Origin of the sequence: Ancylobacter novellus DSM 506 (assembly GCF_000092925.1) — a bacterium.
In the GTDB taxonomy this organism is placed as follows: Bacteria; Pseudomonadota; Alphaproteobacteria; order Rhizobiales; family Xanthobacteraceae; genus Ancylobacter; species Ancylobacter novellus.
In genome coordinates this window covers 1,407,492-1,433,582 of record NC_014217.1, presented here as the reverse complement: position 1 = coordinate 1,433,582, position 26,091 = coordinate 1,407,492, and the positions used below count along the sequence as shown (strand labels likewise).

26 protein-coding genes are annotated in these 26,091 nt (G+C 68.7%); 8 read left to right on the top strand and 18 right to left on the bottom strand.

The window, feature by feature from the left end; all coding sequences use genetic code 11:
- The first annotated feature begins 228 nt into the window (after nucleotides 1-228).
- Together SNOV_RS06835 and SNOV_RS06830 are read left to right on the top strand one after the other, a co-directional pair.
- Nucleotides 229-1,206, top strand: coding sequence for a homocysteine S-methyltransferase family protein (locus SNOV_RS06835; protein ID WP_013166186.1), 978 nt, complete (start codon nucleotides 229-231; stop codon nucleotides 1,204-1,206).
- Nucleotides 1,207-1,328: 122 nt separating this feature from the next.
- Nucleotides 1,329-2,705 (top strand): esterase-like activity of phytase family protein, encoded by a 1,377-nt coding sequence (locus SNOV_RS06830; RefSeq protein WP_013166185.1) that lies wholly within the window; start codon nucleotides 1,329-1,331, stop codon nucleotides 2,703-2,705.
- Between the two features lie 47 nt (nucleotides 2,706-2,752).
- On the opposite strand, the gene SNOV_RS06825 is transcribed toward SNOV_RS06830, so the two are convergent.
- Complete coding sequence (locus tag SNOV_RS06825) at nucleotides 2,753-3,616, bottom strand: DMT family transporter (RefSeq protein WP_013166184.1); 864 nt, start codon at nucleotides 3,614-3,616, stop codon at nucleotides 2,753-2,755.
- A 249-nt stretch (nucleotides 3,617-3,865) separates the two neighbouring features.
- Between SNOV_RS06825 and SNOV_RS06820 the strand changes: the two genes are divergently transcribed.
- Nucleotides 3,866-4,561, top strand: coding sequence for an alpha/beta hydrolase (locus tag SNOV_RS06820; protein WP_244412895.1), 696 nt, complete (start codon nucleotides 3,866-3,868; stop codon nucleotides 4,559-4,561).
- Between the two features lie 186 nt (nucleotides 4,562-4,747).
- Here SNOV_RS06820 and SNOV_RS06815 read toward each other — a convergent pair whose 3' ends face one another.
- The 6 genes from SNOV_RS06815 to SNOV_RS23400 all read right to left on the bottom strand — a co-directional run bounded on the left by SNOV_RS06815 (nucleotide 4,748) and on the right by SNOV_RS23400 (nucleotide 10,398).
- Nucleotides 4,748-5,089 (bottom strand): hypothetical protein, encoded by a 342-nt coding sequence (locus SNOV_RS06815; protein WP_013166182.1) that lies wholly within the window; start codon nucleotides 5,087-5,089, stop codon nucleotides 4,748-4,750.
- Between the two features lie 422 nt (nucleotides 5,090-5,511).
- The gene (glpX, locus tag SNOV_RS06810; protein ID WP_013166181.1) at nucleotides 5,512-6,507 is read right to left on the bottom strand and encodes a class II fructose-bisphosphatase; all 996 of its coding nucleotides are present in this window, start codon (nucleotides 6,505-6,507) and stop codon (nucleotides 5,512-5,514) included.
- Nucleotides 6,508-6,520: 13 nt separating this feature from the next.
- Nucleotides 6,521-7,840, bottom strand: a complete 1,320-nt coding sequence (locus SNOV_RS06805) for a homoserine dehydrogenase (RefSeq protein WP_013166180.1) — start codon at nucleotides 7,838-7,840, stop codon at nucleotides 6,521-6,523.
- Nucleotides 7,841-7,900: 60 nt separating this feature from the next.
- Nucleotides 7,901-9,118, bottom strand: coding sequence for an LL-diaminopimelate aminotransferase (locus tag SNOV_RS06800; RefSeq protein WP_013166179.1), 1,218 nt, complete (start codon nucleotides 9,116-9,118; stop codon nucleotides 7,901-7,903).
- A 139-nt stretch (nucleotides 9,119-9,257) separates the two neighbouring features.
- Nucleotides 9,258-9,773, bottom strand: a complete 516-nt coding sequence (locus SNOV_RS06795) for a hypothetical protein (protein ID WP_144295960.1) — start codon at nucleotides 9,771-9,773, stop codon at nucleotides 9,258-9,260.
- 100 nt (nucleotides 9,774-9,873) lie between these two features.
- A complete protein-coding gene (locus tag SNOV_RS23400) occupies nucleotides 9,874-10,398 on the bottom strand; it encodes a hypothetical protein (RefSeq protein WP_187291098.1) in 525 nt (174 codons plus the stop codon).
- Nucleotides 10,399-10,639: 241 nt separating this feature from the next.
- Between SNOV_RS23400 and phaC the strand changes: the two genes are divergently transcribed.
- Nucleotides 10,640-12,373 carry a class I poly(R)-hydroxyalkanoic acid synthase gene (gene phaC / locus SNOV_RS06785; RefSeq protein WP_187291130.1) on the top strand — a complete coding sequence of 578 codons (1,734 nt, stop codon included), beginning with the start codon at nucleotides 10,640-10,642 and terminating at the stop codon, nucleotides 12,371-12,373.
- The gene (locus SNOV_RS06780; RefSeq protein WP_013166176.1) at nucleotides 12,370-12,723 is read left to right on the top strand and encodes a lysozyme inhibitor LprI family protein; all 354 of its coding nucleotides are present in this window, start codon (nucleotides 12,370-12,372) and stop codon (nucleotides 12,721-12,723) included. The genes phaC and SNOV_RS06780 overlap by 4 nt, the downstream gene beginning before the upstream one ends.
- 22 nt (nucleotides 12,724-12,745) lie before the next feature.
- Here SNOV_RS06780 and SNOV_RS06775 read toward each other — a convergent pair whose 3' ends face one another.
- Nucleotides 12,746-13,456, bottom strand: a complete 711-nt coding sequence (locus SNOV_RS06775; RefSeq protein WP_013166175.1) for a carbonic anhydrase — start codon at nucleotides 13,454-13,456, stop codon at nucleotides 12,746-12,748.
- 91 nt (nucleotides 13,457-13,547) lie between these two features.
- Entirely contained in the window at nucleotides 13,548-14,603 is a 1,056-nt protein-coding gene (gene argC / locus SNOV_RS06770) for an N-acetyl-gamma-glutamyl-phosphate reductase (RefSeq protein WP_013166174.1), read from the bottom strand.
- Nucleotides 14,604-14,835: 232 nt separating this feature from the next.
- Here argC and SNOV_RS06765 point away from each other — a divergent pair, with 232 nt between their 5' ends.
- On the top strand, nucleotides 14,836-15,120 hold the full coding sequence (locus SNOV_RS06765; protein WP_041782060.1) for a hypothetical protein: 285 nt from the start codon (nucleotides 14,836-14,838) through the stop codon (nucleotides 15,118-15,120).
- A 278-nt stretch (nucleotides 15,121-15,398) separates the two neighbouring features.
- A complete protein-coding gene (gene parE / locus SNOV_RS06760) occupies nucleotides 15,399-17,441 on the top strand; it encodes a DNA topoisomerase IV subunit B (protein WP_013166172.1) in 2,043 nt (680 codons plus the stop codon).
- A 185-nt stretch (nucleotides 17,442-17,626) separates the two neighbouring features.
- Here the strand turns inward: parE and SNOV_RS22560 are convergent, their stop codons facing one another.
- The 3 genes from SNOV_RS22560 to greA all read right to left on the bottom strand — a co-directional run bounded on the left by SNOV_RS22560 (nucleotide 17,627) and on the right by greA (nucleotide 20,601).
- Nucleotides 17,627-19,402, bottom strand: a complete 1,776-nt coding sequence (locus SNOV_RS22560) for a glycosyltransferase family 2 protein (protein WP_049785711.1) — start codon at nucleotides 19,400-19,402, stop codon at nucleotides 17,627-17,629.
- Between the two features lie 72 nt (nucleotides 19,403-19,474).
- Nucleotides 19,475-20,104, bottom strand: coding sequence for a LysE family translocator (locus tag SNOV_RS06750; RefSeq protein ID WP_013166170.1), 630 nt, complete (start codon nucleotides 20,102-20,104; stop codon nucleotides 19,475-19,477).
- Entirely contained in the window at nucleotides 20,101-20,601 is a 501-nt protein-coding gene (gene greA, locus SNOV_RS06745) for a transcription elongation factor GreA (RefSeq protein WP_013166169.1), read from the bottom strand. The genes SNOV_RS06750 and greA overlap by 4 nt, the downstream gene beginning before the upstream one ends.
- Before the next feature lie 216 nt (nucleotides 20,602-20,817).
- Here greA and SNOV_RS06740 point away from each other — a divergent pair, with 216 nt between their 5' ends.
- Nucleotides 20,818-22,317: a DEAD/DEAH box helicase gene (locus SNOV_RS06740; protein WP_013166168.1), complete on the top strand. Its 1,500-nt coding sequence runs from the start codon at nucleotides 20,818-20,820 to the stop codon at nucleotides 22,315-22,317.
- A gap of 222 nt (nucleotides 22,318-22,539) precedes the next feature.
- Here the strand turns inward: SNOV_RS06740 and SNOV_RS06735 are convergent, their stop codons facing one another.
- From SNOV_RS06735 to SNOV_RS06710, 6 genes are all read right to left on the bottom strand, one after another.
- A complete protein-coding gene (locus SNOV_RS06735) occupies nucleotides 22,540-22,893 on the bottom strand; it encodes a TfoX/Sxy family protein (protein ID WP_013166167.1) in 354 nt (117 codons plus the stop codon).
- Between the two features lie 165 nt (nucleotides 22,894-23,058).
- Nucleotides 23,059-23,445: a Fe-S cluster assembly scaffold SufA gene (gene sufA / locus SNOV_RS06730; RefSeq protein ID WP_013166166.1), complete on the bottom strand. Its 387-nt coding sequence runs from the start codon at nucleotides 23,443-23,445 to the stop codon at nucleotides 23,059-23,061.
- Nucleotides 23,446-23,535: 90 nt separating this feature from the next.
- Nucleotides 23,536-23,928 carry a GFA family protein gene (locus SNOV_RS06725; protein WP_013166165.1) on the bottom strand — a complete coding sequence of 131 codons (393 nt, stop codon included), beginning with the start codon at nucleotides 23,926-23,928 and terminating at the stop codon, nucleotides 23,536-23,538.
- 43 nt (nucleotides 23,929-23,971) lie between these two features.
- Nucleotides 23,972-24,403 (bottom strand): VOC family protein, encoded by a 432-nt coding sequence (locus tag SNOV_RS06720; protein WP_013166164.1) that lies wholly within the window; start codon nucleotides 24,401-24,403, stop codon nucleotides 23,972-23,974.
- Nucleotides 24,400-24,774, bottom strand: coding sequence for an SUF system Fe-S cluster assembly protein (locus SNOV_RS06715; RefSeq protein ID WP_013166163.1), 375 nt, complete (start codon nucleotides 24,772-24,774; stop codon nucleotides 24,400-24,402). Before SNOV_RS06715 ends, SNOV_RS06720 begins: the two co-directional genes overlap by 4 nt.
- Entirely contained in the window at nucleotides 24,771-26,033 is a 1,263-nt protein-coding gene (locus SNOV_RS06710; protein WP_013166162.1) for a cysteine desulfurase, read from the bottom strand. Before SNOV_RS06710 ends, SNOV_RS06715 begins: the two co-directional genes overlap by 4 nt.
- Nucleotides 26,034-26,091 lie beyond the last annotated feature (58 nt).

The window sequence follows — 26,091 nt, the reverse complement described above, 5'->3', positions numbered from 1 at the left end:
CGTAACTGTACCACAGGCACAGTAAAGCGGCGCGGCTTCGCGTCATGCGCGCATCGGCAGGCGTGGACGGAACCATCAAATACTTGAGAAAACAAGTAAAAATAGAATCTCGGCGCGACTTGACCGCGAGACGGCTAGGTCGGCGGGCCGATCCGGGGCATCAACACGGCCCAGGGCGGGTCCGGTTTCCGCCAGTAAATGCGAAGAAGACAACCCGAGAGGACGACCATGACCGACGCCAATCCGTACGGCGCGAAATATCGCCATGCCCTGCCCCTGCTCTCAGACCGCCTGTTCCTGATGGACGGCGGCATGGAGACGACGTTCATCTTCCACGAGGGCATCGACCTGCCCTGCTTCGCCTCCATCGACCTGATGAAGGATGCGGCGGGGCGCGAGGCCTTGCGCGCCTATTACGCCCGCTTCGCCGAGCTCGCCCGTGCCCACGGCACCGGATTCGTGCTGGACGCGCCGACCTGGCGGGCCAGCCCGGACTGGGCGGACAAGCTCGGCTTCACGCAGGAGGCGCTCGCCGGGTTCAACCGCGCCAGCATCGACCTCCTGGTCGCGCTGCGCGAGCGCCACGAGACGCCCGCCACGCCGGTCGTGGTGAGCGGCGTGGTCGGCCCGCGCGGCGACGGCTACCGGCCGGACGGCGCCATGGCGATCGACGAGGCGGCGGACTACCACGCCACGCAGATCGGCATCTTCGCCGACGGCCCGGCCGACATGGTGAGCGCCTACACGATGAACTATGTCGAGGAGGCGCTCGGCGTCGCCATCGCCGCACAGGAACTGCGCCTACCCTCCGTCATCTCCTTCACGCTGGAGACGGACGGGCGCCTGCCCACCGGCCAGCCCTTGCGCGAGGCGATCGAGCAGGTGGACGCCGAGACCGGCAACACGCCGGCCTATTACATGATCAACTGCGCCCACCCGACGCATTTCGACCATGTGGTGGCGGAGGGCGGCGCGTGGCTGGAGCGCATCCGCGGGCTGCGGGCCAACGCCTCGCACCGCAGCCATGCCGAGCTCGATTCCTCGCCGAACCTCGACGCCGGCGATCCGGCCGAGCTCGGCCGGCAGTACCGCGATCTGCGGGGCCGGATGAAGAACCTCCACATCCTCGGCGGCTGTTGCGGCACGGATTTGCGCCATGTCGAGCAGATCTGCCTCGCCTGCGCACCCGCACAGGCGACGGCGTGACGGGCGGCGAAAGACGGAGGGAGCGTCATCGCTCCGTCATCGTAACGTAGCGTGAAGGACATGGGCGGGGCCCACGACATCGCGCCCGGCCTTGCGCCGGCCGATTTCAAAGGAGATCCGCCATGTCCCCCCTCTCCTCCCGCCTGTCCCTGCTGGCCGGCGCCGCGCTGGCGCTGGTGTTCGCCACGCAGCTCGGCACCTCCGCCCACGCCGACGAGACCTATCCGGCGACGCTCGCCGGCCACGCCGTGATGCCGGCCGAGAGCTTCATCGAGATGCCGGCCGACGCACCGGCCGACCTGAAGACCTCCGGCAAGTTCACCACCGGCACCCGCGTCGAGGCCGCCGGCACGGTGGAAGGCAAGTCCGGCGGGCGCCCGACCGGCGTGTCGCTGCCCTTCAAGGGCCAGCCGCGCCAGGGCCATTCCGGCATCAAGATGATGGCCGACGGCTCGTTCTGGATCATCACCGACAACGGCATGGGCGCGAAGGCCAACAGCCCGGATTCGGCGCTCTACCTCAACCGCTACAGGATCGACTGGGAGAAGGGCACGTTCGAGCCGCTCCAGACCGTCTTCCTCACCGACCCCGACAAGAAGGTGCCGTTCCGCATCGTCCATGAGGGCACAGAGAAGCGCTACCTCACCGGCTCGGACTTCGACACCGAGAGCTTCCAGATCATCGGCGACAATTTCTGGATCGGCGACGAGTTCGGCCCCTATTTGATCAAGGCCGACATGAACGGCAAGGTGCTCGGCGTGTTCGAGACGGTGGCTGGCGAGACGCCGGTGCGCTCGCCCGACCATTACGCCGTCGCCTCGGCCGGCGTGCCGAACCAGACCGCGGCCTTCAACGCCCGCCGCTCCAAGGGCTATGAGGGCATGGCCTCGTCCAAGGACGGCAAGTACCTCTACGCCCTGCTCGAAGGCCCGCTCTGGGACGCTTCGACGAAGGACTGGCAGAAGACCGCCGACGGCAAGACCTTCCTGCCGATCCTCGAATTCGACGTCGCCAACCAGAAGTGGACCGGCCGCATGTGGCAGTACGTCCTCGAGCAGAACGGCAACGCCATCGGCGACTTCAACATGATCGACGGCACGACGGGGCTCATCATCGAGCGCGACGACGCCGAGGGCACCGCCGACAAGGCCTGCCCGGAAGGCCAGAAGCGCCCGGACTGCTTCCACGACATCGCCAGGTTCAAGCGCATCTACAAGATCGAGCTGACCGACGCGAACGCCGGCAAGGCGGCGCACAAGATCGGCCATATCGACCTGATGAAGATCGCCGACCCGGACAAAAAGGCCCGCAAGCCGCTCAATGACGGCGTGCTGACCTTCCCCTTCTTCACCATCGAGAATGTCGAGGTGGTGGACGCCACGCACATCGTGGTGGGCAACGACAACAACCTGCCCTTCTCCTCCTCGCGCGAGCCGAACAAGGCCGACGACAACGAGATGGTGCTGCTCGAGGTCGGCGAGTTCCTGAAGGCCAAGTGACGGACTGACGAAAGGCGGCCGGGGCGGCGACGCTCCGGCCGTTCGCCTCACGCCGTGTCGGGCAGCTTGGCGTCGCGCTTGCGCAGGATCAGCGCCACGCCGGCCACCATGACCAGCGCGCCGGCCACCTTCACCGGCGAGGGATCGTCGCCGATCAGCACGATGCCGAACAGCACCGAGAGCAGCGGGTTCAGCATCGAATAGGGCACCACCGCGCTGATCGGGTGGCGCCGCAGCAGCCAGTACCAGATGCCGTAGCCGAAGATGGACGAGGCGATCGCGCTGTAGAGCACGCACAGCCAGCCATGCCAGCCGGCGGCGTAGACAAGCGGCCACTCCGCCCGTTCGAAGACCCAGGAGCCCAGCAGAAGCTGCGGCACCGAGAGCAGCGACGACCAGCCCATGATCGCCATGGGCGAGATGTCGTCGATGTTCTTGACGATGAGGTTCGACACCGCCCAGCCCGTGGCGCTGATCGTCAGAAGCGTGAAGGACAGCGGCCCCGGCAGCGTCGGGCCGGCGGCGAGGATGGCGATGCCGGCAACCGAAACGAGAAGGCCGAGCAGGCGGCGGCGGCCGAGCGGCTCGCGCAGGAACAGGCAGGCCAGCAGGGTGGCGATCGGCGCGCCGAGCTGGATGATCACCGCGCTGGTGCCGGCCTCGGCGTTGCGCAGGCCGGCGAAGAGAAAGCCGAAATGCAGCGTGCCGAAGGTGAAGGACAGCAAAGCGAGGACCGGCAGGTCGGCCCGCTTGATGCGGGTGAAGGGCAGCACCAGCCCCGCCACCAGCACGAAGCGCATCGCGCTCATCAAGAGCGGCGGGATCTCGGCCACGCCAAGCTTGATGACGATCATGTTGAGCCCCCACACGCCGACCACGGCGATGGCGAGCAGCTTGTCCCTGAGCGGCATTGCGGTCCAAAGGCGGGGCGGGGCGAAACCGGCGGCACCGACCGGAAGCCGATCGCCAACCGCGCGCCGCGATGGGGAGAATCGCGGCAGCTTCTAGCTGATAGCCTTCCGGACCTCCCCGGCAAAGGCCCGCGCCGCCATGCCAGCCCTGCGCCCGCCTCATGACGCGGCGGGACTTGGCTCTGCGCCGCCCCTCTTTGGGCACGCGCGCGGCTTGCACCGGCGGAAGGCCGCACTATGGTGCGCGCCATGCTCGACCTCAGCCTGCTCGGCCGCCTCGCCTTCACCCATGCCGCCCCGACCAAGCCGCCGCTGCCGCCCGGCCGGCACGATCTCGGCCTGTTCGACACGCGCGACTATGTGCTCATCGTGCCCGAGGGCATCGACGCGGCGCGGCCGACGCCGCTGGTGACGCTGTTCCATGGCGGCGGCGGCAGCGCCGAGAAGATCATGCCGATCCTGCGCGGGCACGCCGAGGAGCGCGGCTTCCTGCTGCTGGTGCCGCAGTCGCTGTTCCCGACCTGGGACATCGTCATCGCCGGCAACGGGCCGGACCGCGAGCGGCTCGACATCGGGCTTGCCGAGGTTGCCTCGCGCTTCACGCTGGACCCGGCGCATTTCGCCTTTGCCGGCCATTCCGACGGCGGCAGCTACTCGCTCTCCACCGGGCTGAGCAACGGGCACCTCGTCTCGCACATCCTCGCCTTCTCCGCCGGCTTCATGACGGTGCTGGCGCAGGAGGGCTCTCCACGCGTGTTCATCGCCCACGGCCAGCAGGACACGCAGACGCCGATCGACACCGCCGGCCGCTCCCACGCCGCCAAGCTGCGCCGCGCCGGCTACGAGCTGACCTATGTCGAGCACCCCGGCCCGCACGCCTCCCAGCCCGACATGGTGAAGCTGGGGGTGGAGTATTTCCTGAAGGGCGTGGCGGCGAAGGGCTGACTCCGCAGCCTCGTACAACGTCATGCCCGGGCTTGGCCCGGGCATCCACGACTTGTCCGCGCACAGACCAGAAGACGTGGATGGCCGGGCCAAGCCCGGCCATGACAGTGTTCCGAGTGGCCCCGCCGCAAACAAAAAGGCCGGCCCAGCGGCCGGCCTTCCGTAAACCTCGGCAGAGAAAGCCGCTCAGGCGACCTTCTTCACCGTCTTGGCGATCTCGGCGACCGCGGCGTCGGTTTTGGCCGTGAATGCGCCGAACTCCGCCGGGCCGCTCTTCAGAGCCGCCGCAAGGTCGGACGCCCAGGTGATGTGGCGCAGGGTGAAGGTGGTGGTGGCGGAGGAGCCGTACTTCTTGGCGAGGCGGTCGGCGACCTTGAAGGGGATCGGCTCGGCGGCCATGTAGGTGGTCGTCGGGTGCTCCTTCACGAAGGCCGCATAGGCCTCGGCGACCTCGGTGTATTTGTCTTCGCCGATGAGGCCGACGATCTTCGACTGCAGGGCGGGGATCTCGGAATGAGGAGCGGGCATGGGTCGTTCCCTTGGCAATTGGCTTTGCGTCCCGCGAAGGCTCTCCCGGACGGAAGCGCTTCGACGGCCCACTGGTATACAGCACACCGCGACGCATCCAAAGCCCGGGCTGGGCTTCCGCGTGCCCCGGCCCGCACGCCTGCCGGCAAAATGAAAACGGGGCGCCTCGCGCCCCGCTGACTTCTCTATCCACCCACTCGACCTCATCCTGAGGTGCCCGGCAAAGCCGGGCCTCGAAGGATGCTCATCCGCGTTTGAAGGACCATCCTTCGAGGCTCGCGGAGCCTGTCCTCGGGCTTGCCGAAGGCAAGACCCGTGGGCTCGCACCTCAGGATGAGGGTGCGCTACTGGAGATCGCTCCCCATTCTGCACGCGATCCCGGATCGGCCTGCGGCCGTCCGGGATGACGGCTGCGGGCAGCCTCACCCCAGATGGAACTTCGACATGTCCCGGTGCTCGGCCTCGATCCAGCGGACCGTGCCGGAGGCGGAGCGCATGACAACGGTGTGGGTCTTCACCACGCCCTTCTCGTACTTCACGCCCTTGAGCAAATTGCCGGTGGTGACCCCGGTCGCCGAGATCAGGCAGTCGCCGCGCACCATGTCGAAGATGGTGTAGATCTTCTTCGGGTCGGTGACGCCCATGGTCTTGGCACGCTCGCGCTTCTCCTCGGTGTCGAGGATGAGGCGGGTGTACATCTCGCCGCCGATGCAGCGCAGCGCCGCCGCCGCCAGCACGCCTTCCGGCGCGCCGCCGGTGCCGAGATAGATGTCGACGCCGGTCTCGTCCGGGTTGGTGGTGTGGATCACGCCTGCGACGTCGCCGTCGGTGATGAGCTGCACCGAGGCGCCGGTCTTGCGCACCGCCTCGATGATGGCGGCGTGGCGCGGGCGGTCGAGGATCAGCGCGGTGATCTCGGCGGGCTTCACACCCTTGGCCTTGGCCAGCGAGTGGATGTTGTCCGCCGGCGTCGCGTCGATGTCGATAGTGCCCTTCGGGTAGCCCGGCCCGATGGCGATCTTGTCCATGTAGACGTCGGGCGCGTAGAGCAGCGTGCCGCCCTCGGCCATGGCCATCACGGCGATGGAGCCGGGCATGTTCTTGGCGCAGAGCGTGGTGCCTTCCAGCGGATCGACGGCGATGTCCACCGCCGGGCCCTTGCCGGTGCCGACCTCCTCGCCGATGAACAGCATCGGCGCCTCGTCGCGCTCGCCCTCGCCGATGACGATGCGGCCGGCGATCGGCAGGCGGTTGAGCTCGCGGCGCATGGCGTCGACCGCGGCCTTGTCGGCCGCCTTCTCGTCGCCGCGCCCGCGCAGGCTCGCCGAGGCCACTGCCGCGCGCTCGGTGACGCGCACCAGCTCCAGCGTCAGGATGCGCTCGAGCGCCTGGCCCGCCTTGACCGTAATTTCCGCCATCGTCCCAGCCCTCTCAGTCTTTCTCGATCCGTATCACCTGCGGCGGCGAGGCGATGACGCCATCGAGATCGATGGCGGCGATCGCGCGTCGCACCGCGTCCTCGTTCGTCGCGTAGGTGATCAGCACCACCGGTGCCGGGTCCTCCGCGCTCTCCGCGCGCTCGCCGCCATGGGGGCGGCCGCGCCGGTGCTGCATGATGGATTCGAGCGAGATGTTCTGCTCGGCCATATGCCGGGCGATGGCCGCCGCCGTTCCGGGCCGGTCCACCGCCGCAAGGCGGATATAATACCCACCTTCATGACGCTGGATTGCTGCCTTCTCCGCCGCGCGCAAACTCGCCGAGCGCCAGCCGAAGGGCGCGCCGCCCTTGCCGCCCGCGATGTCGCAGAGATCGCCGACCACGGCCGAGGCGGTGGCGTCGCTGCCGGCGCCGGGGCCGACCAGGGTGAGATGGACCGCGTCGCCGTCGATCGCCACCGCATTGGTGACGCCGGAGACCTGGGCGATCGGCCAGTGCTTGGGCACCATGGTCGGGTGCACGCGCAGCTCCACCTTGTCCCCGGTGCGGGCGGCGACGCCGAGCAGCTTGATGCGGTAGCCGAGCTCGTCCGCCGCCTCGATGTCGGCGAGCGTGATGGAGCGGATGCCCTCGATATGGATGGCGTCCGGGTCCGGCTGCACGCCGAAGGCGAGCGCGGCGAGCAGAGCGAGCTTGTGCGCGGTGTCGAAGCCATCGACGTCGAAGGTCGGGTCGGCCTCGGCGTAGCCGAGATGCTGCGCTTCGGCGAGGCAGGCGTCGAAGGACAGCCCTTCCTCCTGCATCCGGGTCAGGATGTAGTTGCAGGTGCCGTTGAGGATGCCGGAGACGCGGGCGACCTCGTTGCCGAGCAGCGCCTCGCGCAAGGTCTTGATGACCGGAATGCCGCCGGCCACGGCCGCCTCGAAATGGATGCCGACGCCCTTCTCCTCCGCCGCGCGCGCCAGCGCCACGCCGTGATGGGCGAGCAGCGCCTTGTTGGCGGTGACGACCGTGTGGCCGGCTTCGAGCGCCGCTTCCACCGCCGCCTTGGCGATGCCGTCGGGGCCGCCGATCAATTCGACGAAGACGTCGATGTCGGGGTCGCGCGCCAGCGCCACGGCGTCGTCGTACCAGCGCATGCCGGAGAGGTCGCAGTCGCGGTTGCGGGAACGATCGCGGGCGCTGACCGCCACCACCTCGACCGGCCGGCCGATGCGGGCGGCGATCTCGTCGCGGCGGCGATCAAGCATGCGAACCACGCCCGCGCCGACCGTCCCCAGGCCGGCGATGCCAATTTTCAGCGGCGACGCCATCAACGTGTCCGAACTCAAGAATCAATCAGGAAGCGGCCGCGCCCGGCGAAGGCCCGGGCGTCAGCGTGCCGCGGCGAGAGGGACGACGTTGTGCAATGTTTCGGCGCCCGTTTCAAGGAAGCGGCGGATATTGCGGGCCGCCTGGCGGATGCGCTGCTCGTTCTCCACCAGGGCGATGCGCACATATTCGTCGCCATGCTCGCCGAAGCCGACGCCGGGGGCCACGGCGACGTCGGCCTTCTCGATCAGCAGCTTGGAGAATTCGAGGCTGCCGAGGCTCCGGAACTTCTCGGGGATCGGCGCCCAGGCGAACATGGAGGCGCTCGGCGAGGGAATCTCCCAGCCGGCCTTGCCGAAGCTCTCGACCAGCGCGTCGCGGCGCTTCCTGTAGACGCCGCGCATCTCGGCGATGCACTCCTGCGGGCCGTTCAGCGCCGCGGTCGCCGCCACCTGGATCGGCGTGTAGGCGCCGTAGTCGAGATAGGACTTCACCCGCGCCAGCGCCGCGATGAGGCGCTCATTGCCCACCGCGAAGCCCATGCGCCAGCCGGCCATGGAGAAGGTCTTGGACATGGAGGTGAACTCCACCGTCACGTCCACCGCGCCCGGCACCTGCAGCACGGAAGGCGGCGGATCGCCGTCGAAATAGACCTCGGAATAGGCGAGGTCGGACAGCACGATCAGGTCGTGCTTCTTCGCGAAGGCGACGACGTCGCGGTAGAAATCGAGGTCCGCCACCTGCGCGGTCGGGTTCGACGGATAGCAGAGCACCAGCGCCAGCGGCGAGGGAATCGAATGCGCCACCGCGCGCTCCAGCGCGTGGAAGAACTCCGGCCCCGGCTCGCAGGGCACGGAGCGGATCGCCGCCCCGGCCATCAGGAAGCCGAAGGCGTGGATCGGGTAGGACGGATTCGGCACCAGGATCACGTCGCCCGGGGCGGTGATCGCCTGCGCCATGTTGGCGAAGCCTTCCTTGGAGCCGAGCGTGGCGACGACCTGGGTGTCGGGGTTCACCTTCACCCCGAAGCGGCGCTCGTAATAGGCCGCCTGGGCGCGGCGCAGGCCGGGAATGCCCTTGGAGGCCGAATAGCGGTCGGTGCGCGGCTTGCCGATGGTCTCTTTGAGCTTTTCGATCACATGCGCCGGGGCGTCGAGGTCCGGATTGCCCATGCCGAGGTCCACGATGTCGGCGCCGGCGTTGCGAGCGGTGGCCTTCACGCGATTGACCTGCTCGAACACGTAGGGCGGCAGCCGGCGAATGCGATGGAAATCGGTCATGGTCCTCAAGCTCCTAGCCGCTGCGAGTCCCGCAGTCGGCGCAACGAGCGCTTCATATCACCTCTGGCGCGCCCGCACAGCGATCGTTGTCAGCGCAAATGGGCAGAAGAATGATGCGGCGGGCGGCCGGGCCTGTCCATTACTGGTCCGCTTCGAGCTCGCGCAGCGCCTTGGCCTCGCGTTCCTTGGCGAGCGTCTCGAGGTCCTTCTGCAGCTTGGCGGTGTCCTCCTTGCTCATGACCGGCTTGTCGCCGATCTGCGCCGGGGTGCCGAAGCTCGGATAGGGCAACTCCTTCGGCTTGCCGCTGGGCGGCGCCGGCGGCGCGGCGCGCGAGCCGTCGCGCGCGGTGCGGGAGGAGGTCTCGGCAGCGGCGGGCGACGTTGCTGGAGCGGATGCGGCGGGAGCGGATGCGGCGGCAGCGGTCGCGGCCGGCGGAACGGCCTGACCCACCGAGGCTTCGGTCGCCGCGGGCTCGGCGGCCGGCGTCTCCTGCGTCGCCACCACGGCTTCGCCGCCCGCCGCGGGCGCCTCCAGCGCCTCGCCGGTGATCACGCCGGACGGCCCACCGGCGCCGGCGCAGCCGGCCAGCGCCAGCGCGACGGCCAGCACGGCGAGACTCGCCGCCGGTCCTCGACCCTTCAGCCTGTCACCCAAATTCACCGCTCCCGAACATTGCGGCACGCTGTCGCCTCCGCCCTCATACGCACTCGCTAGCATCGGATGGCGCGTCTATTATGGCCACCTATGAACGCACCTACCCGCGGGGACAAGCGGTGAGCAACCGACGCATGAGCCGGAAGCCGGTCTCTCCTCCGAAATCCGAACCGATGGAAGCGGCCGCGCCGCGCAAGGTGGCGCCCTCCCGCGCCGGCGCCGCAAAGGCGACGCAAGCCAAGGCGACATCGGCCAAGACGACGGCCGCCTCAGCGACGGCCGTGAGGTCGGCGCCGGCCAAGCCGGCTGCGGCCAAGCCCTCTGCGGCCAAGCCGGCCGGGACAAAGTCCGCCGCGGCGGCCCCTCCCCCTGCCCGCAAGGCCGTCGCCAAGGCGGCGCCGGCCCCGGCGGCGCGATCGTCGGCCAAGGAAATTGATAAGCCGACTAATAAGATCGAAAAGGTACCGGCCCGCAAGCCGGTCACGCCTGCCCCTGCGGCAGCGAAGCCGGCGGCGGAGAAGCCGACCGCGCCCAAAATCTTGGCGTTGAAGGCGGCATCGGTCGCCGCCGAGCCGGTCTCCGCCAATCCTGCCCCGCCGGCGAAAGCGCGGCGCACCACGGCCAAGCCGACGCCGGCCCCCGCGCCCGTTGCGCCTCCCGCCGCCAAGGCTGCGGCCAAACCCGCTCCCAAACCTGCACTCAAACCTGCCGCCAGACCCGCCGCGAAGCGTCCGGTGAAAGTCGCGACGAAGCCGGCCGCCCCGGCGCCTGCCGCCGCGCCGGCCGCGCCCTCCCCCGTCGCCGCACCGGAGGTGCCGCGCTCCGGCCCGATCGACCTCGAAGCCTTCGCCGGCAACCTCGCCCGCATGATGGAAGAGGGCGGCAAGGCCATGGCCGCCTATCTGCGCCCGCGCGAGGACGGGCGAATCAAGGACGACGTCGCCGAGGACATCGCCGACGTGATGAAGACCATCGGCAACGTCGCCGAATACTGGCTCGCCGACCCGCAGCGCACCGTCGACGCGCAGTCGCGGCTGATCGGCGGCTATCTCTCGCTGTGGTCCTCGACCCTGCGCAGGCTCAGCGGCAAGAAGGCCCGCCCGGTGGCCGAGCCCACCACGCGCGACGGGCGCTTCGTCGACCCGGAATGGTCGAGCAACCCGTTCTTCGACGCGCTCAAGCAGGCCTATCTCCTCACCGCCAACTGGGCCGAGGAGATGGTCGAGGACGCCGAGATCGACGCCCACACCAAGCACAAGGCCGAGTTCTACGTCCGCCAGATCGCCAGCGCGGTCTCGCCTTCCAACTTCGTGCTGACCAACCCGGAATTGCTGCGCACCACGCTCGCCTCCAACGGCGAGAACCTCGTGCGCGGCATGAAGATGCTGGCGGAGGACATCGAGGCCGGCGGCGGCGATTTGAAGATCCGCCAGACCGACGCCTCGAAGTTCCGCGTCGGCGAGAACCTCGCCTCGACGCCCGGCAAGGTGGTCTTCCAGAACGAACTGATGCAGCTCATCCAGTACGCGCCGCAGACGGAAAGCGTGCTGGCGACGCCGGTGGTGATCGTCCCGCCCTGGATCAACAAGTTCTACGTGCTCGACCTCAGCCCGGAAAAGTCCTTCATCCGCTGGGCGGTAAAGCAGGGGCTGACGGTGTTCGTGGTCTCCTGGGTCAATCCCGGCCCCGAGCTCGCCACCAAGGGCTTCGACGCCTATATGCGCGACGGCGTGCTCAAGGCCTTCGAGGTCGCCAAGAAGGCGAGCGGCGCCAAGGAAGTACACGCGGTCGGCTATTGCGTCGGCGGCACCATGCTGGCGATGACGCTGGCGTGGCTCGCGGCCTCCGGCAAGAAGGCCGGCGTGCGCTCGGCCAGCTTCCTCACCACCCAGGTCGACTTCACCTATGCCGGCGACCTGAAAGTGTTCATCGACGAGGAGCAGGTCGCCAATCTCGAGCGCAAGATGCTGGAGGCGGGCGTGATGCAGGGCCGCCATATGGCGAACGCCTTCAACATGCTGCGCTCCAACGACCTGATCTGGCCCTATGTCGTCAACAACTACCTGAAGGGCCAGGCGCCCTTCCCGTTCGACATCCTCTACTGGAACTCGGATTCGACGCGGCTGCCGGCGGCCAACCACTCCTTCTATCTGCGCAATTGCTACCTCGACAACCGGCTGGCCAAGGGCGTGCTGATGCTCGCCGGCAAGCTCCTGGACCTCAAGACCATCGACCTGCCGGTCTACAGCGTGGCGACGCGCGAGGACCACATCGCCCCGGCGCCGTCCGTCTTCCTCGGCGTGCAGCTGTTCGGCAATCCCGGACGCTTCGTGCTCGCCGGCTCCGGCCATATCGCCGGCGTCATCAACCCGCCCGAGCGCGGCAAGTACCAGTACTGGACCGGCGACGCCCCCACGGGGAAGCTGGAGGACTGGATCGCGCGGGCTGAGATGCATCCCGGCTCCTGGTGGCCGGACTGGTTCTCATGGATCGAGGAACTGGACGGCCGCCGCGTGCCCGCCGACACCCGCATTCCCGGCGAGGGGGCCTATCCGGCGCTGGAGGACGCGCCGGGCAGCTATGTGAAGGTGAAGTCGTGAAGCGGACGGCGCTGCTTGCCGCCGCGCTGGCCGGCATCGGCCTTTCCGCGCCGGCCCATGCCGCGAGCTTCGACTGCGGCAAGGCGCAGGCGGCGGACGAGCGGGCGGTCTGCGCCGACCCGGCGCTCTCCGCGCTCGACAGCGAGATGGGCGGGCTGTGGTTCGCCTATGGCCGCCTGCCAATGCTGATGGGCGCGAACGGCAACCGGCATGACGAGGCGCGCGCCTTCCTGACCTCGCGCGCGGCCTGCGGCGCCAATGCGACCTGCCTCACCGCGCTCTACCAGGCCCGCATCGCCGCGCTGAAGCAGCAGATCACCGCCTATATCAAGGCCATGCCGCCGCTGTGAGGCGGCGCCGGGCGTTCGTCGGTCAGTCGAGGAAGGCCACCTTGCCGCTGGCGAGGTCGTAGACCGCGCCGGCCAACCGCACCTTGCCCGCATCGCGGGCCTGCGCCACCAGTGGGCTGGCAGCGGCGATCTGCTCGAGCACCAGCTCGACATTGGTGCGCACCGCATTGGCCATGAGGTCGCCCTTCATGCCCTGCGCCTTGCGCACCGCCGGTACGATCGGTTCCACCATCTGCCCGATGGATCCGGGATAGGTGGCGCCCTTGGTGACGACCTTCGTCGCCGCCTCGACCGCGCCGCAGCCGCTATGGCCGAGCACCAGCACCAGCGGCGCGCCGAGCACCGCCACGCCGTACTCGATCGAGCCGAGCGCGGTGTGGTCGACCGTGTTGCCGGCGACGCGCACGATGAACAGCTCGCCGAGCTTACCATCGAACAGGTGCTCGGGCGGCGTGCGGGAATCCGAGCACCCCACCACCACGGCGAACGGCGCCTGCCCTGCGGCAAGCGGCGCGATATGGCCATGGCCGCCGGCCGGCGTGCAGCTTTCGCCGCCGACGAAGGCGGCATTGCCGCTCTTCAGCCGGCTCAGCGCCTCGTCCGCCGAGACCGAGGTCGACGCCGCCGGCGAGGCGGCGAAAGCCGAGCCGCGGCCAAGACCGGCAGCGGCGGCGCAACCGCAGGCAAGCGCGGCGAACACGCCGCGACGCGAGGCAAGGATGGCATTCGGCATGGCATTTCCCCTAAAGCAACCTTGATCGGCCGACTGATATACTGTCGACCATATCGCTGTCGGGGATGCTGCGAAAGACCGATGTCTGCCCTTACGGGAACAGCGCGATCTGCTCCAGACCCAGCGTCTCGGGATAGCCGAGCACGAGGTTCATGTTCTGCACCGCCTGGCCGGAGGCGCCCTTCACCAGATTGTCGGTGGTCGCGATGACGATCACCCGGTCCGGCGCGCGGTCCTTGATCACGCCGATGAAGGCCATGTTGGAGCCCTTCACGAAGCGCGTCTGCGGCACCTGGCCAAGCGGGAGCACATGCACGAAGGGCTCGCCGCGGTAGAAATCGGCCAGCACGCGATGCACGCCTTCCGCGCCGACGCCGGCGCCGGTCTTCAAATAGATCGTGGCGTAGATGCCGCGGCTCATCGGGATGAGGTGCGGGGTGAAGCTCGGGACGATAGTGCGCCCGGCCGCCTTGGTGAACTCCTGGTCGAGCTCGGCCATGTGGCGGTGGCTGCCCACCCCGTAAGCGTGCATCCCGTCCGTCACCTCGGTGTAGAGCAGGTTCTCCTTGGCCGAGCGGCCCGCGCCGGTGACGCCGCTCTTGGCGTCGACGACGATGTGCTCGGGATCGATGGCGCCGGCCTCGATCAGCGGCACCACGGGCAGGATCGCCGTCGTGGTGTAGCAGCCGGGATTGGCGACCAGCCGAGCCTTTTTGATCTCGTCGCGGTAGAGCTCGACGATGCCGTAGACGGCCTCCTGCTGCAGCTCCAGCGCCTGGTGCGGGTGGCCATACCACTGCTCATAGGCGCCGGCGTCGCGCAGCCGGAAATCGGCCGAGAGGTCGACCACCTTCACATGCGGCGCGCTCTCGAACACCTGCTTGATGACGAGCTGCGTCGTACCGTGCGGCAGCGCGCAGAAGACGAGGTCGACCCCGCTCCACTCGACTTGCTCGATGGTGATCAGGTCGGGCAGCTTGAACGGCGCGAATTGCGGGAACACGCTCGCCATGGGCTGGCCCGCCTTGCGGTCGGCGGTCAGCGCGACGATCTCGACGCGCGGATGGCGCAGCAGCAGGCGGACGAGCTCCGAGCCGGTGTAGCCCGAGGCCCCGAGGATGGCGATCCGTGCCTTGCTGTCGCTCATGGCGGCAATCCCTGCAATGTTCCCGGCAAACCGCAAGGCTCTCGCTGCGGAGCCCTCGCGCATGGAGGAGCGCCATTACACCTTCTGCATGTCCGGCGGAAGACGCGATGCGCGCGCGCATCGCATGGCGGATGCGCGGGTTTCGCAGGAACTGTCGCACGCGATGGGACTTACCTCCCCGCCTGCCGCGCGGTGCCCTACCCTGCCCGGCCGCCTTGTGGAGTATCGCGTCATGTATCCCTTCGACCTCTTCCCGCTGTCCCTCGACCTCGCCCGCCTCGGCCTCGACGCGCAAGAGGTGGTGGCCGAGCGGATGACGAAGCTGGCGCGCGGCGACCTCGCCGCCGGAATCGAGGCGGTGCGGATGGTGACGGAGAAGACCCTGGCGCTCGGCGAGGCCAACGCCCATCTCGCCTCCGCCGCCGCTTCCGGCAAGCTCGACCGGGCGGCGCCGCAGATCGTCGCCCTCTACCGCCGGAAGGTGCGGGCGAACCGGAAGCGGCTGCGCAAGCGCTGAGGATTGGCGAGCGCCTGCACGCCTTGCTCACGATACGCCGTCATCCTGAGGTGCGAGCGCAGCGAGCCTCGAAGGATGGTTGCTACAGCGCGCCCGGACGAGCATCCTTCGAGGCCCGGCGAGACGCCGGGCACCTCAGGATGACGGCGCGTTGGCGAGCGCGCCTCGCCCGAGCCGCCCCGATATGTTCACGGAGCGTTCCGGTTTGGGCTTGCGCCTGCCATAGTGCTGGTGCACACCGAATCATCGCCCGAGAGATCCGAGCCGAAATCCCGCCCATGTCGAATGCCGACGACCTCTTCTCCGCCGCTCCTCCCGCCCCGCGCCCGGCCCGTCCGACGGCGAAGGCTGCCGCGCGCGGCGAGGCACCGCCCCCGGCAGAGAACGGCTACACCGCCGCGCATATCGAGGTGCTGGAAGGGCTGGAGCCGGTCCGCCGCCGGCCGGGCATGTACATCGGCGGCACCGACGAGAAGGCGCTGCACCACCTCTTCGCCGAGGTGATCGACAACTGCATGGACGAGGCGGTGGCCGGCCATGCCAGCTTCATCGATGTCGAGCTGACCGAGGACGGCTTCCTCGCCGTCACCGACAACGGACGCGGTATCCCGATCGAGGACCACCCGAAATATCCCGGCAAGTCGGCGCTGGAGGTGATCCTCACCACGCTGCATGCCGGCGGCAAGTTCGACTCTAAGGTCTACGAGACCTCGGGCGGCCTGCACGGCGTCGGCGTCTCCGTGGTAAACGCGCTCTCCGACGTGCTGGAGGTCGAGGTCGCGCGCGGGCAGATGCTGTACCGCCAGACCTATTCGCGCGGCCTGCCGCAGGGGCCGATCCAGGAGGTCGGCCGGGTGCTGAACCGCCGCGGCACCCGCGTGCGCTTCCATCCCGACGCGCAGATCTTCGGCGAGGGCGCCCGGTTCAAGCCGGCCCGCGTGTTCAAGATGGCGCGCTCCAAAGCGTACCTCTTCGGCGGCGTCGAGATCCGCTGGAGCTGCGACGCCTCGCTCGTCGCCGGCAGCGAGATCCCGGAAAAGGCGGTGTTCCGCTTCCCCGGCGGCCTCAAGGATTATCTCGCCGCCGACATCGAAGGCCACACGCTGGTCCACCCGGATGTTTTCGCCGGCAAGACCTCGCGCCCCGGCGGCCATGGCTCGGCGGAATGGGCGGTGGCGTGGCTGGGCGATGCCGACGGGGCCATCTCTTCCTATTGCAACACCATCCCGACCGCCGAGGGCGGCACGCATGAGGCGGGGCTGCGCTCGGTGCTGCTCAAGGGCCTGCGCGACCATGCCGAGCGTACCGGCAACACCAAGCGCGCCTCAATCATCACCACCGACGACGTGATGGCCGGCTGCGCCGCCATGCTCTCGGTCTTCGTGCGCGAGCCGGAATTCCAGGGCCAGACCAAGGAAAAGCTCGCCACCGCCGAGGCGACCCGCATCGTCGAGGCCGCGCTGCGCGATCCCTTCGACCACTGGCTCGGCGGCAACCCGACGCAGGCCTCGCGCCTGCTCGACTGGGTGATCGAGCGCGCCGACGAGCGCCTGCGCCGCCGGCAGGAGAAGGAAATCTCCCGCAAGACGGCCGTGCGCAAGCTGCGCCTGCCCGGCAAGCTCGCCGACTGCTCGAACAATTCGGCGGCCGGCTCGGAGCTGTTCATCGTCGAGGGCGACTCGGCCGGCGGCTCGGCCAAGCAGGCGCGCGAGCGCCAGACCCAGGCCGTGCTGCCACTGCGCGGAAAGATCCTCAACGTCGCCAGCGCCGGGCGCGACAAGCTCGCGCAGAACCAGCAGCTCGCCGACCTGATGCAAGCACTGGGCTGCGGCACCGGAACGCATTACCGCGAGGAAGACCTGCGCTACGAGCGCGTGATCATCATGACGGACGCCGACGTCGACGGCGCCCACATCGCCTCGCTGCTCGTCACCTTCTTCTTCCGGCAGATGCCGAAGCTGATCGAGAACGGCCACCTCTTCCTCGCCGTGCCGCCGCTCTACCGCATCAGCCAGGGCGCCAAGACGCTCTATGCGCGCGACGAGGCGCACCGCGACGAGTTGCTGAAGAAGGAATTCTCCGGCCGCGGCAAGGTGGAGATCGGCCGCTTCAAGGGCCTCGGCGAAATGATGCCGGCGCAGTTGAAGGAGACCACGATGAGCCGCAAGACGCGCACGCTGCTGCGCGTCAGCATCGAGGAAGCCGAGCGCGCCGCGACCGCCGACATCGTCGAGCGGCTGATGGGCAATAAGCCCGAGAGCCGCTTCGCCTTCATCTCCGAGCGCGCGGCTTTCGCCAGCGAGGAACTGCTGGATATTTGAGGGCTGGTTTCCGCTGGCCCCACCTCATCCTGAGGTGCCCGGCCAACGGCCGGGCCTCGAAGGATGCTCGTCCGGGCGCGCTGTGACGACCATCCTTCGAGGCTCGCTGCGCTCGCACCTCAGGATGAGGGTGCACTATCCCGGCTCTACGGCTTCGCCTTCGGCGGGGATGACGGCTTACGCCCTCACGCCGTCGGTGCCTGCGTATAATGCCGGTCGAGGATGTCCTGGATCGCGCCCTTGTAGCGGTCGCGCGCCACGAGCTTGGCGACCTCGCGGACCTGGCGGCCGCTGCTCAGCTTCATCTCCGCCGAGGCGCCGCTCCAGGTGCCCTGCGCGTGCATGCGGTAGACGCTCATCGGCCGGTTCAGGTAGCCAATGGCGCCGAAGCGGTCGAGGTGGAAGGCGAGGCCCATCTCGCTCAGCCGGTGGCGATAGAGGATGCCGGGCAGTTCCTTCATCAGGTCGCTGCGGAACATGCAGCTCGACAGGTTGGCGATGAGGTTGAGGCTGGGATCGGCGAGGAAATCCGCGGCATCCAGCTTGTTCTTGCGGATGCGGTCCTGGCGTTCCAGCGTGGTGCGGCGCCGGCTGCCGGCCGCCTCCACCTCGATCTTGGAGAACACCATCGAGCAGTCGGGATTGGCTTCGAGGAACGCCACCTGCTTGGCGATCTTGTCGCGGTCGCTCCAGTAGTCGTCGCCTTCGAGAATGGCGAGATAGGCGCCGGCGGCGGTGGCGAAGCTCCGGCGGAAATTGCCGGAGATGCCGCGGTTGATGCCGTCGCCGATGGAGCGCATGCGCCAGCGGTTCTTCTCGCAGTAGCGCTGGACGATCTCCGCCGTGCCGTCGGTCGAGCCGTCGTCGGCGACGACGATGTCCTGGTAGAAGTCGCCGCGCTGGGCCAGCACGCTCTCGATCGCCTCGGCGATGTACTCCGCCTGGTTGTAGCAGACGATGACGCTGGTCACGGTCGGGCAGACATCGTAGCGCCGCAGGATGCGCGCCATGGGCAGCGTCACCGCCTCGCGGTCGGTGATGCGCCCGAGCTTCTTCCCGTCGCGGTCACGGTAGGTCATCAGCACCTCGCCGACGAAGACCGGCGGGTAGCGGTGGAGATATTTCAGGATCAGGTCCCAGTCGACCAGCCGGCGCAGGCTGATGTCGAAGCCGCCGAGCTCCTGGAAGCAGGCCGCGTGGTGCACGAACACACCGAGGTCGATGTAGTTGTCGCGCCTGAGCGCCTCGAGATCGAAGGCTCGGCCGACCACGCGCGGCACGCTCTCCTGGAAGAAGCGGGCGTAAAGGGTGCGCACGCCCTCGTTCATCACGATGCGGCGGGCGAAGGCGTCGAGGAAGCGCGGGTCGACCACATTGTCGGAATCGACATAGGCGATCCACGGGTTGCGCGCCGCCAGCAGCCCGGCATTGCGCGCCGCCGACACGCCGAGATTGCGCGAGAAGCGGATATAGGTGATGCGCCCATCCGCGAACTCGGCGGCGAAGCGCTCGCGCACCAGCGCCTCGGTGCCGTCCGCCGAGCCGTCATCGACGATGATCAGCTCGAAATTGCGGTGCGTCTGGGCGAGGATCGAGCGGATCGAATCCTCGATGATGCCGGCCCGGTTGTAGGTGGCGAGGATGACCGAGAAGGCGATGTCGTCGGCCGCGTCGGTCTGCGGCATGGCCCGCATCGCCCGCCCTTCGTTGCGGCCGAAGCGGACATAGTGCAGCAGCGGGTTCACCCCGGCCGCGGCGACGTCGGGGTTCGCGGAGAGGTAGTGCGCCGCATCGAAATAAGGGGACGGTGCATCGCCCCGTCGCCAGCCGATCTCGAGATAGTGACGCAGAGGCTGGGCATAGGGTCCGATGAACTCGGGATGCTGCTCAAGGTACCAGGCCTCGTCGAACAGCCCGGATTGCCCGACGAGTTCGATGTCCTCGGTCTTCAGTCGGCCCATTTTCTGCACGGTTACCTTGGCTCGGCCCCCGTCGATCAAATGGGGCCTCAAGAAAAGCTCCTGAATAGAGCGTCAATGACGGTCGAAGGCAATACGCGCCGCAAGGCCCAGGAGCAATGCGCCGGTAAATCTTTGCAGCCATGCGGAGAGGCTCGGCCGCTGCGTCAACCCACGGCTGATGGAGCCGGCGAAACCACCCACGAGGCAATTCACGATGGTGCCGCCGACATTCAGCACCAGGCCGAGCAGCATGAACTGGGTGAAGCTGTCGCCGCGCGTGGGATCGACGAATTGCGGCAGGAAGGCCAGCACGAAGATGGCGACCTTCGGGTTGAGCAGGCTCACCAGCACCGCCTCGCGCCACGCCTTCAGGGCCGAGGCCCGGCGTGCCGCGGGCGCGGCGTGGAGGGCGCCGGCACCGCGGATCGCCTGGATGGCGAGATAGACGAGATAGGCGGCGCCCGCCCAGCGCAGCACGGCGAAGGCGCCGGGATGGGTGGCGAGCAGCGCCGCCAGCCCGACCGCGGCGGCGAGCGTGTGCAGGAACACCCCGGCGGCGATGCCGAAGCTTGCGGCGATGCCTGCGCGCGGGCCCGACTTCATGCCTTGCCCGAGGCAGAACAGCATGTCGTTGCCGGGGGTGAGGTTCAGCGCCAGCGCGGCCGGCGCGAAGACCATGAGCGTCTCGACGGGAATGATCACGATGGCCCCATAGCTTCGGGTGCCGTGGCTTCCGGCGCCGGATCGACCGCGACGATCTCCATCGTGCCGACCGGCAGGCTGACCTCGTCGCCGATCCACTTGCCCATCAGCGCGCGGGCGACCGGCGAGATCCAGGCGATGCGCCCCTCGCGCGGCTCCGCCTCGTCCTCGCCGACGATGCGGAAGCGGCGCTGCGCGCCGTCCTCGGCCTCCAGCGTCACCTGCATGCCGAAGGTAATCGCCTCGCCTTCCGCCGGCGGGTCGACCGGCTCGGCATTGGCGCGGCGCGAAGACCAGTAGCGCAGCTCGCGCGAAGCCTGCGCCGCGCCGTCGCGGTCGCCCTTCGCGCCGGCGGCGGCGAGCGCGGCGCGATGGCGCGCCAGCTCGGCCTCGATCAGCGCCAGGCCCCTGCGGGTCACAAGGTTGCGATGCGGGCTGACCGGCCGTTCCGGCAGGCTGTCGGCGCCGCTGTCTTCCTTCACGAATGCGCGGCTCATCGCGCGACCTGCCCTTCCGCACCGCGGTAAGGCCGGCACGCGCCGGAAAGCCCTTGACAGCGGTGAAAACCATTGACTTTCGAGGCGTTATGCATATGGTGCAACGCGTCGTCCGATCCTATCCGACCGATGCGCTCCGCGCGACGACGATCACGCCATCCCCGGCCACGGCCCGGGGCCCCGGCCAGCGGTGCGCAGCCGTAGAATTGACCCCAGATGCCTTTTAACGAACTGGGCCTGAGCGACAAGGTGCTCTCGGCCGTCGCCGATGCAGGTTACACCGAGCCGACGCCGATCCAGGCGCAGGCCATTCCTCATGTGCTCGCCCGCCGCGACGTGCTGGGCCTCGCCCAGACCGGCACCGGCAAGACGGCGGCCTTCACCCTGCCGATGCTCACGATGCTGGAGCAGGGCCGCGCCCGGGCCCGCATGCCGCGCACGCTCATCCTCGAGCCGACCCGCGAGCTGGCCGCGCAGGTGGAGGAGAACTTCACCAAATACGGCAAGAACCACAAGCTGAACGTCGCCCTCCTGATCGGCGGCGTCTCCTTCGGCGACCAGGACGCCAAGCTGCTGCGCGGCGTCGACGTGCTGATCGCCACCCCCGGCCGCCTCCTCGACCACGTCGAGCGCGGGCGCCTGCTGCTCTCCGGCATCGAGATCCTCGTCATCGACGAGGCCGACCGCATGCTGGACATGGGCTTCATCCCGGACATCGAGCGCGTCTGCAAGCTGGTGCCTTTCACCCGGCAGACGCTGTTCTTCTCGGCCACCATGCCGCCGGAGATCCAGCGCCTCGTCGCGCAGTTCCTGTCGAACCCGGTGCAGGTCGAGGCGTCGCGCCCCTCCTCCACCGCGGCCAATATCACCCAGTTTCTGGTGGCCTGCGGCAAGGAAGACTTCGCCAAGCGCGAGACGCTGCGCGAGCTCATCAACTCCGCCGACAACCTGCAGAACGGCATCATCTTCTGCAACCGCAAGAGCGAGGTCGCGGTCGTCCATAAGTCGCTCAAGCGCCACGGCTTCAACGTCGTCGCGCTGCATGGCGACATGGACCAGCGCTCGCGCATGCAGGCGCTCGACCAGTTCCGCACCGGCGAAGCGAACCTGCTGGTGGCCTCCGACGTCGCCGCGCGCGGCCTCGACATCCCCGCCGTGAGCCACGTCTTCAACTACGACACGCCGCACCATGCGGAGGACTATGTCCACCGCATCGGCCGCACCGGCCGCGCCGGTCGCTCCGGCGCCGCCTTCACCCTCGTCACCCCCGCCGACACCAAGTCGCTGGCGGCGATCGAGAAGCTGATCGGCCGTTCCATCGACTGGAGGGAAGGTTCTTCCCTCGACGCGCTGCCGCCCTCCGAGGCGCGCCCGCGCCGCGACCGTCCCGAGCGCGGCGAGCGCAAGGGCGGGGAGCGCGGCCGCAAGGGCGAGCCGCGCGAGGAGGAGCGCCGCGGCGCCCGTCCGGCCCGCCGGCGCGAGAAGGTCGAGGAAGTCGACAACGCGCCCATCGCCGCCGCCGAGGGGCCCGTCGCCGCCCGCGGCGAGCGTCGCCCGCGCGGCGAGAAGCCGGGCCCGCCCGCGCCGGCCCCGGCCCGCGCGCCGGTCACCCCGCTCACCCATCGCCGCAGCGAGCGCGCGCCGGTCGACGAGCCGGCCGACACCTCGCACCTGCCGGCCTTCCTGCTGCGTCCGGTGAAGATCAAGGCGGGCTGAGGCCCGCCTCGCCTACCCCCAAGTACACCTGCCCCACCCAAGACGACCCTCATCCTGAGGTGCCCGGCCAACGGCCGGGCCTCGAAGGAGGCTCGTCCGGGTGCGTTGCAACGACCATCCTTCGAGGCTCGGCTGCGCCGAGCACCTCAGGATGAGGTTGTTTCATAGATATTCCAGCGAGTTGGCATTCTCGCCCCGGTCGCGTAACGCCGGGCGGCGGGTTCAGCCCTTCGCGCGCTTGGGGCGCCGCGGCGGCTTCGAGGCGGCCGCAGCGAGCGCGACGCGCAGGGCGCGGGCGGCAAGCTCGGCCGCCGCCTCGGCGTCGTCGATGGCGCTTTCGGGCAAGGTCCAGTAGGGCAGGCTCACCTGCCGCCCCTTGGCCTCATAGGTGAAGCGCTCCGCGCCCATGGCTTCGAGGTCGCGGGAAAAGTCGGGATCGGCCTTGAGATAGATGCGCTCGAAGGCGACGAGGCCGAACATCACCCCATCGGCATAGATGCCCAGCCCGCCGAACATGCGCCGGCAGCGCACAGGCCGGAAGGCGGCGAAGATGTCGGCGACGTCGTCGGGGGTCACGGGACGGCTCGGCTAGGGGCGGCGCTCGGCTTCAGCATCCTTCGAGGCTCGCTACGCTCGCACCTCAGGATGAGGTTGTTCTACAGAGCCACCTCATCCTGAGGTGCTGGCCAACGGCCAGCCTCGAAGGATGTTGAAGCCGTAGAGCCTGAAGAAGCGCCAACCTCACGCGTGGGCGTCGGCGACGTCGCGCTTCACCGGGGTGATGGCGACCGATTCGCCGCAGCCGCAGGCCGAGGTCTGGTTCGGGTTGTTGAACACGAACTGGGCGGAGAGCTTGTCGGTCTTGTAGTCCATCTGCGTGCCGAGCAGGTACATGATCGCCTTGGGGTCGATCAGCACCTTCACGCCCTTGTCCTCGACCACCTCGTCGAAGCGCCCGGCCTCCTCGGCGAACTCCATCGTGTATTCCATGCCGGCGCAGCCGGCATTCTTGATGCCGACGCGAAGGCCGGCGACCGGCTTGTCGGAGCGCGCGATGATCGCCCGCACGCGCTCGGCAGCGGCGTCGGTCAGCGTCATGACGGGAGGACGGGAACGCAGGTCGGCCATGTCTCAACTCCTAATCGGCGCCGGTTCAAGGCCGACGGATCGGTGCCCCTAAGATGGGGTATGCAGGGGATGCAGGCAAGAGAGAAGCCCCTACTCCTCGAAGCGGCCCGTGCCCTCGCGGTCATGCTCGTAATGGTGCGCGAGCGGGAACGGCGGCAGCCAGGATTCGCGGCGGACGGTCCAGAGCTCGTAGGTCGGCACGAACTGGTCGGGCGCGTCCAGCGTCCCCAGATTCACCTCGACCTCGTCGCCGGTGCGCCCGAAGACGGAGGAGCCGCAGCGCGGGCAGAAGAACCGCCCCGCATAGTCGCGCGTCTCGCCCTCGATGGTCACCGCCTCCTTGGGGAAGATCGCCGAGGCGTGGAACAGCGCCCCGTGATGCTTGCGGCAGTCGAGGCAGTGGCACAGGCCTACCCGGTAGGGGCGCCCCGTCGCCACGATCCGCACGTCGCCGCACAGGCAGCCGCCGGTGAACCGCTCCATGCGCGTCTCCTCCTGTTGCCGGGGCCGGGATGAGGACGAGGGGCTAGTAGTTCGGCCACAGGCCCGGCGTCGCCAGCTCGACCAAGTTCTCGTCCGGGTCGCGGAAATAGAGGCTGACGCCGCCGCCCTTCCAGTCGACCCGGCTCTCGACCGCCACATGGTGCGCGGCGAGATGCGCCGCCCATTGCTCGACCGAGCCCTTGGGGATCGCCAGCGCGTAATGCAGCGGGCCGTGCCCGTCATGCGGGGGAATGGTGCCCTCGGCCATCGCCACCGGCTCCAGCGTCGCCCCGCGCTTGAACAGCAGCAGCACGCTGCCCGGCCCGGCGTCATAGGCGCAGAAGCGCCCGTCGGCGATCATCGGCTTGAGGCCGAGCACGCGCTCGTAGAAGTCGCGGGCGCGCGGCATCTCGTCGACATAGAGCCCGGTTTCCACCACGCCGGCGATCGGCGGCGGTACGGGCGTCTCGCTCACCAGAGGTTCAGCGCCAGGCGCGCCTCCTCCGACATCCGGCCCTGGTCCCAGGGCGGGTCGAAGGTGAGGTTGACGGTCACGCCCGAGACGCCGCCCACGCTCGCCACCGCGCCTTCCACCATGCCCGGCAGCTCGGCGGCCGAGGGGCAGTTCGGCGTGGTCAGCGTCATCTCCACCGCCACCTGGCGGTCATCGGCGATGTCGACCTTGTAGATCAGGCCGAGCTCGTAGATGTCGACCGGGATCTCCGGGTCGTAGACGGTCTTCAGCGCGCCGACGATGTCGTCGGTCAGCCGGTCCAGTTCTTCCTGCGGGATGGCGGACTCGATCGCCGGAGCGTTCGGGCCGTCGGATATCTGGGTTTCGCTCATGCGAACAGATCCTGAGCCTTTATGAGGGCGTCGGCGAGCACGTCGACCTCCTCATGCGTGTTGTAGAGCGCGAACGACGCCCGGCACGTCGCCGTTACACCATATCGCCCCAGAAGCGGCATCGCGCAATGGGTGCCCGCGCGCACCGCCACCCCGGCGCGGTCGATGATCGTCGCGATGTCGTGAGGATGCGCCCCCTTCACGTCGAAGGCGAAGATGGCGCCCTTGCCCGGCGCGTCGCCATAGATGCGCACCGAATTGATGCGCGAGAGCCGCTCCTTGGCATAGGCGCCGAGCGAGGCTTCGTGCGCAGCGATCCGCTCGCGGCCGAGGCTCTCCATATAGGCCAGCGCCTCGCCGAGGCCGATCGCCTGCACGATGGGCGGCGTGCCGGCCTCGAAGCGGTGCGGCGGCTCGCCATAGGTGACGCCACTCTCGGTGACGGTGCGGATCATCTCGCCGCCGCCTTCATAGGGCGGCATCTTCTCCAGCAGCGCGCGCTTGCCGTAGAGCACGCCGATGCCGGTCGGGCCGTAGAGCTTGTGGCCGGTGACGCCGTAGAAATCGACGTCGAGGTCGACCACGTCGACCGGCATGTGCACCGCCGCCTGCGCGCCGTCCGCCACCACCACCGCGCCGGCCTCATGGGCGAGGCGGGCGATCTCCTTGAGCGGCGTCACCGTTCCCAGCACGTTCGACATGTGGGTGACGGCGACGATCTTGGTGCGCTCGTTGAGCAGTTCCTTAAAGGCGTCGAGGTCGAAGGCGCCGTCCTCGGTCACCGGCACCCAGCGGATCACCGCGCCCTTGCGCTCGCGCAGATAGTTCCACGGCACGATGTTGGAGTGGTGCTCCATGATCGAGAGGATGATCTCGTCACCCTCCTCGATCGACTGGCCGAGCGAGGAGGCGACGAGGTTGATGGCGCCGGTGACAGAGCGGGTGAAGATCACCTCTTCCAGCGTCGGGGCGTTCAGGAAGACGCGGCAGCGCTCGCGCGCCTGCTCATAGGCTTCCGTCATCGCATTGGCGAGGAAGTGCAGGCCGCGATGGACGTTGGAATATTCGTTCTCATAGGCGAAGCGCATGCGGTCCAGCACCTGCACCGGCTTCTGCGCCGAGGCGGCGTTGTCGAGATAGACCAGAGGCTTGCCGTAGACTTGGCGTGACAGGATCGGGAAATCCTGGCGCACGCGGGCGACGTCGTAAGTGCCGTTTGCGACGGCGGGGTGGATGGTGGTCATGGCTTCACCCGTCATGGACGGCGCCTTCGGTACGCCGTCATGCCCGGGCTTGGCCCGGGCATCCACGCCTTAC